General features: G+C 39.6%; 8 protein-coding genes. 5 read left to right on the plus strand and 3 right to left on the minus strand.

Annotated elements, in window-relative coordinates; genetic code table 11:
* Positions 1-63: 63 nt before the first annotated feature.
* The 4 genes from DXD06_RS16670 to DXD06_RS16690 all read left to right on the plus strand — a co-directional run bounded on the left by DXD06_RS16670 (position 64) and on the right by DXD06_RS16690 (position 4,363).
* Positions 64-1,089: a PDDEXK nuclease domain-containing protein gene (locus tag DXD06_RS16670; RefSeq protein ID WP_117833181.1), complete on the plus strand. Its 1,026-nt coding sequence runs from the start codon at positions 64-66 to the stop codon at positions 1,087-1,089.
* Positions 1,090-1,271: 182 nt separating this feature from the next.
* A complete protein-coding gene (locus DXD06_RS16675) occupies positions 1,272-2,174 on the plus strand; it encodes a sugar phosphate nucleotidyltransferase (RefSeq protein ID WP_117833182.1) in 903 nt (300 codons plus the stop codon).
* A gap of 342 nt (positions 2,175-2,516) precedes the next feature.
* A complete protein-coding gene (locus DXD06_RS17670) occupies positions 2,517-3,944 on the plus strand; it encodes a Mu transposase domain-containing protein (RefSeq protein ID WP_243001179.1) in 1,428 nt (475 codons plus the stop codon).
* Complete coding sequence (locus DXD06_RS16690) at positions 3,941-4,363, plus strand: ATP-binding protein (protein WP_243001181.1); 423 nt, start codon at positions 3,941-3,943, stop codon at positions 4,361-4,363. The genes DXD06_RS17670 and DXD06_RS16690 overlap by 4 nt, the downstream gene beginning before the upstream one ends.
* Before the next feature lie 173 nt (positions 4,364-4,536).
* Here the strand turns inward: DXD06_RS16690 and tnpB are convergent, their stop codons facing one another.
* Together tnpB and tnpA are read right to left on the minus strand one after the other, a co-directional pair.
* Positions 4,537-4,896 carry an IS66 family insertion sequence element accessory protein TnpB gene (gene tnpB, locus DXD06_RS16695; protein WP_117833184.1) on the minus strand — a complete coding sequence of 120 codons (360 nt, stop codon included), beginning with the start codon at positions 4,894-4,896 and terminating at the stop codon, positions 4,537-4,539.
* Between the two features lie 71 nt (positions 4,897-4,967).
* Entirely contained in the window at positions 4,968-5,237 is a 270-nt protein-coding gene (tnpA, locus tag DXD06_RS16700; protein ID WP_117833185.1) for an IS66 family insertion sequence element accessory protein TnpA, read from the minus strand.
* Between the two features lie 230 nt (positions 5,238-5,467).
* On the opposite strand from tnpA, the gene DXD06_RS16705 reads away from it, so the two are divergent.
* The gene (locus DXD06_RS16705) at positions 5,468-5,887 is read left to right on the plus strand and encodes a hypothetical protein (protein WP_117833186.1); all 420 of its coding nucleotides are present in this window, start codon (positions 5,468-5,470) and stop codon (positions 5,885-5,887) included.
* Positions 5,888-6,029: 142 nt separating this feature from the next.
* On the opposite strand, the gene DXD06_RS16710 is transcribed toward DXD06_RS16705, so the two are convergent.
* Positions 6,030-6,506, minus strand: coding sequence for a hypothetical protein (locus DXD06_RS16710; protein ID WP_117833187.1), 477 nt, complete (start codon positions 6,504-6,506; stop codon positions 6,030-6,032).
* Between the last annotated feature and the right edge of the window lie 218 nt (positions 6,507-6,724).

Consider the following 6,724-nt stretch of genomic DNA (forward strand, 5'->3'; position numbering starts at 1 on the left):
ATTTGCCGGAATTGGCGTTTCTTATATTAGGGACTTATTTTACAGCCCCAAATGGAGAAGTATATGGGAAAGCATGAAATTGTGGGATATAAACCACTTGTGGATGATTTAAAGGAACTGATCCATAAAAAACAATATCAGGTTCTGAAATTGATCAATTCAGAGACGATAAATTTGTATTGGGAAATTGGAGAAGAAATCTATAGGCAACAGGAAGAAAATGGTTGGGGAAAATCAATTGTTCAGGTACTTTCAACAGAATTGCAAAAAGAGTTTCCTGGTGCAAAAGGCTATTCGGCGGCCAATCTTTGGAGAATGCGCAATTTTTATTTGACTTATCGTGATTCTGAAAAACTCGCACCACTGGTGCGAGAAATTAGCTGGAGTAATAATATCATCATTATGGAAAAATGTAAGGACGATTTGCAACGTGAATTTTACATTCAAATGACGAAAAGATATGGTTGGACTAAGCGAATTTTAACTAACTTTATTGCGGCACAGACCTATGAGAAATATTTATTGAATCAGACGAATTTCGATTTAACACTTCCTGTTGAGCAGAGAGTACAGGCTAAGCTTGCAGTAAAAGATGAATATACATTTGATTTTGCGGAATTGTCACCGGAATACTCTGAACACGAATTAGAAATGCAGTTGGTAAATAACATAAGAGCATTTTTGATAGAAATGGGTGGAGACTATACATTCATAGGAAATCAATATCATCTGATGGCGGGGAACAGAGATTTATATATTGATTTGTTACTATTTCACAGAAGCCTGATAGCCATAGAACTGAAAATTGGTGAATTTGAAGCAGAATACGCCGGAAAGATGCAACTGTATCTGACAGCATTGGATGAACAGGTTAAATTACCAGACGAGAATCCATCTATTGGTATTATTATTTGCAAGAGCAAGGATAAAACCTATGTAGAATATGCTTTAAAGAATATTAATGCGCCGATAGGAGTGGCTACATATCAGTTAAGAAATACGTTACCGGAAGAGATGAAAGCAATGTTGCCAGAGCCGGAGGAGATTGTGAAAAGGTTACAAATATTTGAGGAATATGAAAACAATTAACTAAAAAATTAAGAGAAGAGGAGGAAAATTATTAGACATTGGGGTCAGACCCTTTGAAATACTAATAAAATGAGTAAATATGTTCTAAAAGTTTTCTAAAGAAAGTATAACATAAAGAAATTACGAATCTGTATGTGTTAAGGATGCTCAGTTAAAGCAATATGAACACAATAAGGAGAGATATGAACACAACATTACTTATCATGGCTGCTGGTATCGGTAGCCGTTTCGGAACAGGAATTAAGCAGTTGGAGCCAGTGGATGATACTGGACATATCATCATGGATTATTCCATTCATGATGCAATTGAGGCTGGCTTCAACCATGTAGTATTTATTATCCGTAAGGATATCGAGAAGGAATTCAAAGAGGTCATCGGTGATCGTATCGCAGCTATTTGCTCTGCTCATAATGTAACTGTGGATTACGCTTTTCAGGACATTAACGATATTCCGGGAACTCTGCCGGAAGGACGTACAAAGCCGTGGGGAACTGGACAGGCCGTGCTTGCAGCGAAGGAAGTAATCGATACCCCGTTCATTGTGATCAATGCAGATGATTACTATGGCAAAGAAGGCTTCAAGGCCGTCTACGAGTATCTGGTAAATGGCGGTGAGTCTTGCATGGCTGGCTTTGTGCTGCAGAATACTCTGTCTGATAATGGCGGTGTGACTCGTGGTATCTGCAAGATGGACGAGGATAACAACTTGACTGAGGTTGTGGAGACCAAGAACATCGTAAAGACTGCGGATGGAGCAGAGGTAGATGGTGTGGCAGTCGATGTGCATTCTCTGGTCTCCATGAATATGTGGGGCTTGACTCCTGATTTTCTGGATGTACTGGAGGACGGATTCAAAGAGTTTTTCCAGAAAGAAGTACCGGGTAATCCTCAGAAAGCCGAGTATCTGATCCCCATCTTCATCGGTGAGCTGCTGGAGCAGGGCAAGATGTCTGTGAAGGTTCTGAAGACCAACGACACCTGGTACGGCATGACCTACCATGAGGATGTCGCAGCAGTGAAAGACAGCTTCAAGAAAATGTTGGCGAATGGCGTGTATAAGGCCGACCTGTTCAGTGATCTGTAAATAACGATGAAAGAAACGATTGATTTACTCGGCAAGATCATCACAAACATCCTGACTGCTCTCTATGAACCGTTTGGATTCTCACTCCTTCTTTCCTTCCTCGCCCCCCAAAAAGCAAAAATAAATCAGAATAGCAAATAGCAGGGAAAAAGTCAAGATTTTTTTGAACATGAGGGATAAGGGTGCAAATTCCGCTTCATCGGATCACCGATTCCGCTAGCAACGGATCAGTGTTTCCGGTCGTAACGGAACACTTTTCCGCTTCGTCGGATCATGCATTCTTATAGAGTGTTATAGTTTTTTCGTAGTCATTATTTTTAGATTACGAAAGGAGGCATTTTTATGCAGGACTACAACACTATTATTGGTGCTATTCAGATGCGTCTGAATAAGTGCCCAACCAGATCTGTTATGGATCGTTTTCGAATCGGATCAAGCACTCTTAACTTGATCATGAGTCGATATAAGGCTCTTGAGCTTACCATTGACGAGCTTGAAGCTATGTCACCAAAAAAAGTAGAGAACCTCTTTTACCCACAGAAAAATCTTCAACGCAAAGAAGTTCCACTTCCAGATTTTCAGTATTACTATGATCGTATTCATGCCCCAAACAGTAGAGTAAATATTTCATTCTGTTGGCTGGACTACAAAGAAAAGAATCCAGATGGATATGAAAAATCCCAGTTCTATGAATACTATCAACGTTTTGTTCAGGAAAACTATGGTGGCACAAAAATTTCAATGGCGGTAAATCGCAAGCCTGGTGAAAAAATGTACATCGACTGGGTTGGCGACCAGCCTGGACTTCTGACGGATGTTACAACCGGTGAAATCATGAGAGTTCATATCTTTGCCACAACATTAGGCGTGAGCAGTATGATCTATGCAGAGGCATTTCCAAATGAAAAACTTCCTTGTTTTATCGAAGGCTGTGTACATGCGGTATCCTTCTATGGTGCAGTTGCTAAACATTTTGTCCCGGATAATCTAAAAACAGCTGTTACGAAGCATACAAAAGATGATCTTGTATTACAGTCAACCTTCTCTGATCTGGAAGACTTCTATGATACGATTGTGCTCCCACCACCGGCTCGTAAGCCTAAGGGAAAGCCGACGGTCGAGAATCATGTGCGTTACCTTGGAACACATCTTATAGAAAAGTTAAAAGAAAAGATTTACACATCCTTTGAGGATTTGAATGCTGATATCAAAAAGATAGTAGCCGTCCTCAATGCGAGACCTTTTCAGAATCAAGCTTTTTCCAGACAAGAAATGTTTATCAAGTATGACAAACCATGTATGAAACCACTGCCAGGCGGAGAATATACAACTTGTGATTACAAAGCAGTACTGAAGGTGCCTAATAATTATCACATCGATTATGACGGCCACTACTACTCTGTATTGTATACTTACTGCGGAAAACCAGCAATCCTTAAGGCCACACCTTCTGAGATTCGTATCTGTGATCAGTACAACCGTCTGATCTGCACTCATAGAAGATCTTATAAGGATTTTCCGTTGTACATAACTACGGATGAGCATATGCCTCCGGAACACCTTTATTATCAGGAAATCAATTCGAAAGATGGAAACTATTACAGGCGCTGGGCGTCTGTGTTCGGTCCTTCTATGTCGGAATTGATTGATCGAATCCTAAAATCTTCTAAGCACGAAGAGCAAGCATTCAATGCATGTGCCGGGATACTACACATGTCATTGAATTACTGGCCAAAGGTGATTGGATTGATGAACCGAACAATCTTTTGATTACAGGTGGAGCAGGAGCTGGCAAAACGCATGTTGCATGTGCACTTTGTGTCACAGCACTACATCAAATGAGGACTGTTAAATATATCTGTGCGAATTGTCTGCTTCAAGAATCCGCCCATGCGCATAGTGAAGATAATTACTATGAGTATTCAAACAAGATGGCCGGTTATGATCTTCTTGTTATAGACGATTTCGGATTGATGGACTTAAATCTTGACAAGTGCCGTGATCTCTTTGAAATCATCGAAGCTAGAGATTGCCGAAAATCAACAGTCATCATCTCGCAGATGCCAGTAGCAAACTGGTACCAATTGTTTGGTGATAACACATATGCAGATGCATGTCTCAGCCGCATGACCTCTAAAGCATATCGATTAGACTTTCCAGGTCGCGATAGACGTGTAGAAAGCAAGTAACTTTATTAACCAACAGGGCAATGATCCGTTCCTAGCGGAACAGCGCTCCGCTCATGCGGAGCGAGTGCTCTGTTTTTGCGGAATATGCAACCGTGAAATTGACTATAGCCAGGAGGCTTTATGAGGCAGAGTAAGAAGGTTTAAAACTACAGGGAACTGCAAAAGAAAACAGATCAGGTTGAATGCCTGGGAGTGATATCGTGAATAACCGGATCGATTGCGAAGCCCTGCATTAACCAGCGGAACTGTTCTGGAGTCATAGAACGAAGTTCGTCAGAATTTCGAGGCCAGGAGAAGTGTCCTGATTCAACACGTTTGTACAAGAGTAAGAAACCATCACCTTCCCATAGCAGTCCTTTTATCTTGCAGGCAGATCTGCCGCAGAAGAGAAAAAGAGTATTGGGAACGAACAGGCTTACTTTATATTTACGTTCAATAATTGCGGCAAGAGAATCGATCCCGTAACGGAGATCTGTGTATCCGCATACGATGTAGATTCCGGCGAAGTATTTTGGATCTGCATCATTAAGCATCGCGCACCGCCTTGATGATTGTGGTGAGAAATGCGGCTGAAATAGCAGAGTCAACCTCAATAGAGATGTTATTAATGGTTAGCTTTGCAGTAGAGCGAATTGCCAGAAACCATTGGAAGGAGTTTGCCTGTTGCGTTGGGAAGAGAGACAGGAACGATATCAGGGAGTACCTGACTTGCGAGTTCTTCCTTGAGCAAATGTTTCCAATAGTTATACGTGTGGATGGAAAGGTTGTTTTGATCACACCATTGTTTAACGGTTAAGCCACTGGCTTTTTGATCAGAAAATCGGGAACTCCACTCATTTAGACGAAGTTGGTGTAGCTTTTGCTTTGCGTTCATGATAAATACCTCCAGTTGTTGAACGAATTGCGCGAATCGCGCGATTTGAGTTTAAGGATACAAGAGATATTTTCGCAAAGAAGTGTTACAATGATAAGGTACTTGTGGTTGAGGATTTACTATTATTCCGGTTGGGGGTAATAAAAATTGTAAATGAATAATGGAAACATGTAATTACGCATTCTATGGCTGATGTGAAGTTTTGACACCTGAAGAGGAGGGATGGCTTGATGAAATTAAAGTACAAGCTGAATTTTGCGCGAAGGGAGAGTACAAAGCATATAAAAAAGATAGGGGCTGTTTTGGGGAGTGCGGCACTAGCAGGTGTTTTGACAATGACAGGCCTTTTCCGTGAGTATGTGTCAATGAGGCCTTTATTTTCTATTTCAATCAATGAAACGGAAGATAAAAATTTAAATAGAGAGATTGATATTTTTAATACTGGAGGGGCTGTGGAGAATTTGAAGCTGTCAGATGCAACCGTTCATATGGTAGTAACAATACGGAACGATACAAAAGCAAAATCATATGGAAAATTGAATAGAACTGAAACAAGGGCACTCTCAGTAGATATTCGGAGTGCTTTTAGTATAATGAGTAAAAATAGCTCCCTTTTTACAAATGTGTGTCTAATGCATAAACCCTTATAATTATTCGCTTTCACCACAGTTATACATCTTCTATTCATTTTTTGCTAAGGGTGAGCTTATTTTTGATAAGTTGTCGTGCAATTTATTAGAATGAAATTTTTGAAAGGCTACTTCACTTAAATGATGAAGCAGCCTCTTGGATTTACTTCTTTTTTGCTATTCCATTTAAAATTGTCCCTTTTACTCCATTTTCGAGAACGCCTTTAATTGTCCCTCTAGTATCTAATCCTAAAGTATCATCAACAATATTAAAGGCATCCTTGATTTTATTTGAGCTTCGCTTGGCAACTGTAGTTCCAGTTGCCGCATCTATAATCTTGCCTGTAAATTTTCTGGCTTCTAGCATACCGGAAAAGATAATTGTCAAATTCTTTGCAATTGTCTGAATCTCTACTTCAGATGCCTTTTGTTTAATTTGTGCTGTATCATTATAAATTTTTACTTGTTCAAGCGTTACTACATCTACAAGTTCTTTCTCTTTTTTAAAAATGCCCTTTTCCTTTTCAAAGATGATTTTTCTGGACGTTAATGTTAATTGCAAATTCCCTTTGTATTCCTTGCAATTGACTGTACCTTCATACAAAATAACTTCATCAGGCTGTAATTCATAATTTGCCATGGTGCATCTCCTCTCCTTTATTTACATTAATTATCATAGTAGCGATTGTATAATTCGCGTGTGCTTCAATAAACTGATTTGTACATATTCTATCATAAATGAGAGATGATGTGAATAATCGCTCCTATTATTTTCGTTCCTTGAAAATTGCAAAGTTTAATTCTACCATCCATTTATACAGTGGAATTCTCTTCTGCACAAGTGGAGTTTAATCTTTC

Source organism: Roseburia sp. TF10-5, from assembly GCF_003462365.1.
In the GTDB taxonomy this organism is placed as follows: Bacteria; Bacillota; Clostridia; order Lachnospirales; family Lachnospiraceae; genus Roseburia; species Roseburia faecis.

Excerpts from the sequence above, each read along its gene's own strand:
- DXD06_RS16670 (WP_117833181.1), top strand. The coding sequence starts at position 64 with ATGGGAAAGCATGAAATTGTGGGATATAAACCACTTGTGGATGATTTA.
- DXD06_RS16675 (WP_117833182.1), top strand. The coding sequence starts at position 1,272 with ATGAACACAACATTACTTATCATGGCTGCTGGTATCGGTAGCCGTTTC.
- DXD06_RS17670 (WP_243001179.1), top strand. The coding sequence starts at position 2,517 with ATGCAGGACTACAACACTATTATTGGTGCTATTCAGATGCGTCTGAAT.
- tnpB (WP_117833184.1), bottom strand. The coding sequence starts at position 4,896 with ATGCTTAATGATGCAGATCCAAAATACTTCGCCGGAATCTACATCGTA.
- tnpA (WP_117833185.1), bottom strand. The coding sequence starts at position 5,237 with ATGAACGCAAAGCAAAAGCTACACCAACTTCGTCTAAATGAGTGGAGT.
- DXD06_RS16705 (WP_117833186.1), top strand. The coding sequence starts at position 5,468 with ATGAAATTAAAGTACAAGCTGAATTTTGCGCGAAGGGAGAGTACAAAG.
- DXD06_RS16710 (WP_117833187.1), bottom strand. The coding sequence starts at position 6,506 with ATGGCAAATTATGAATTACAGCCTGATGAAGTTATTTTGTATGAAGGT.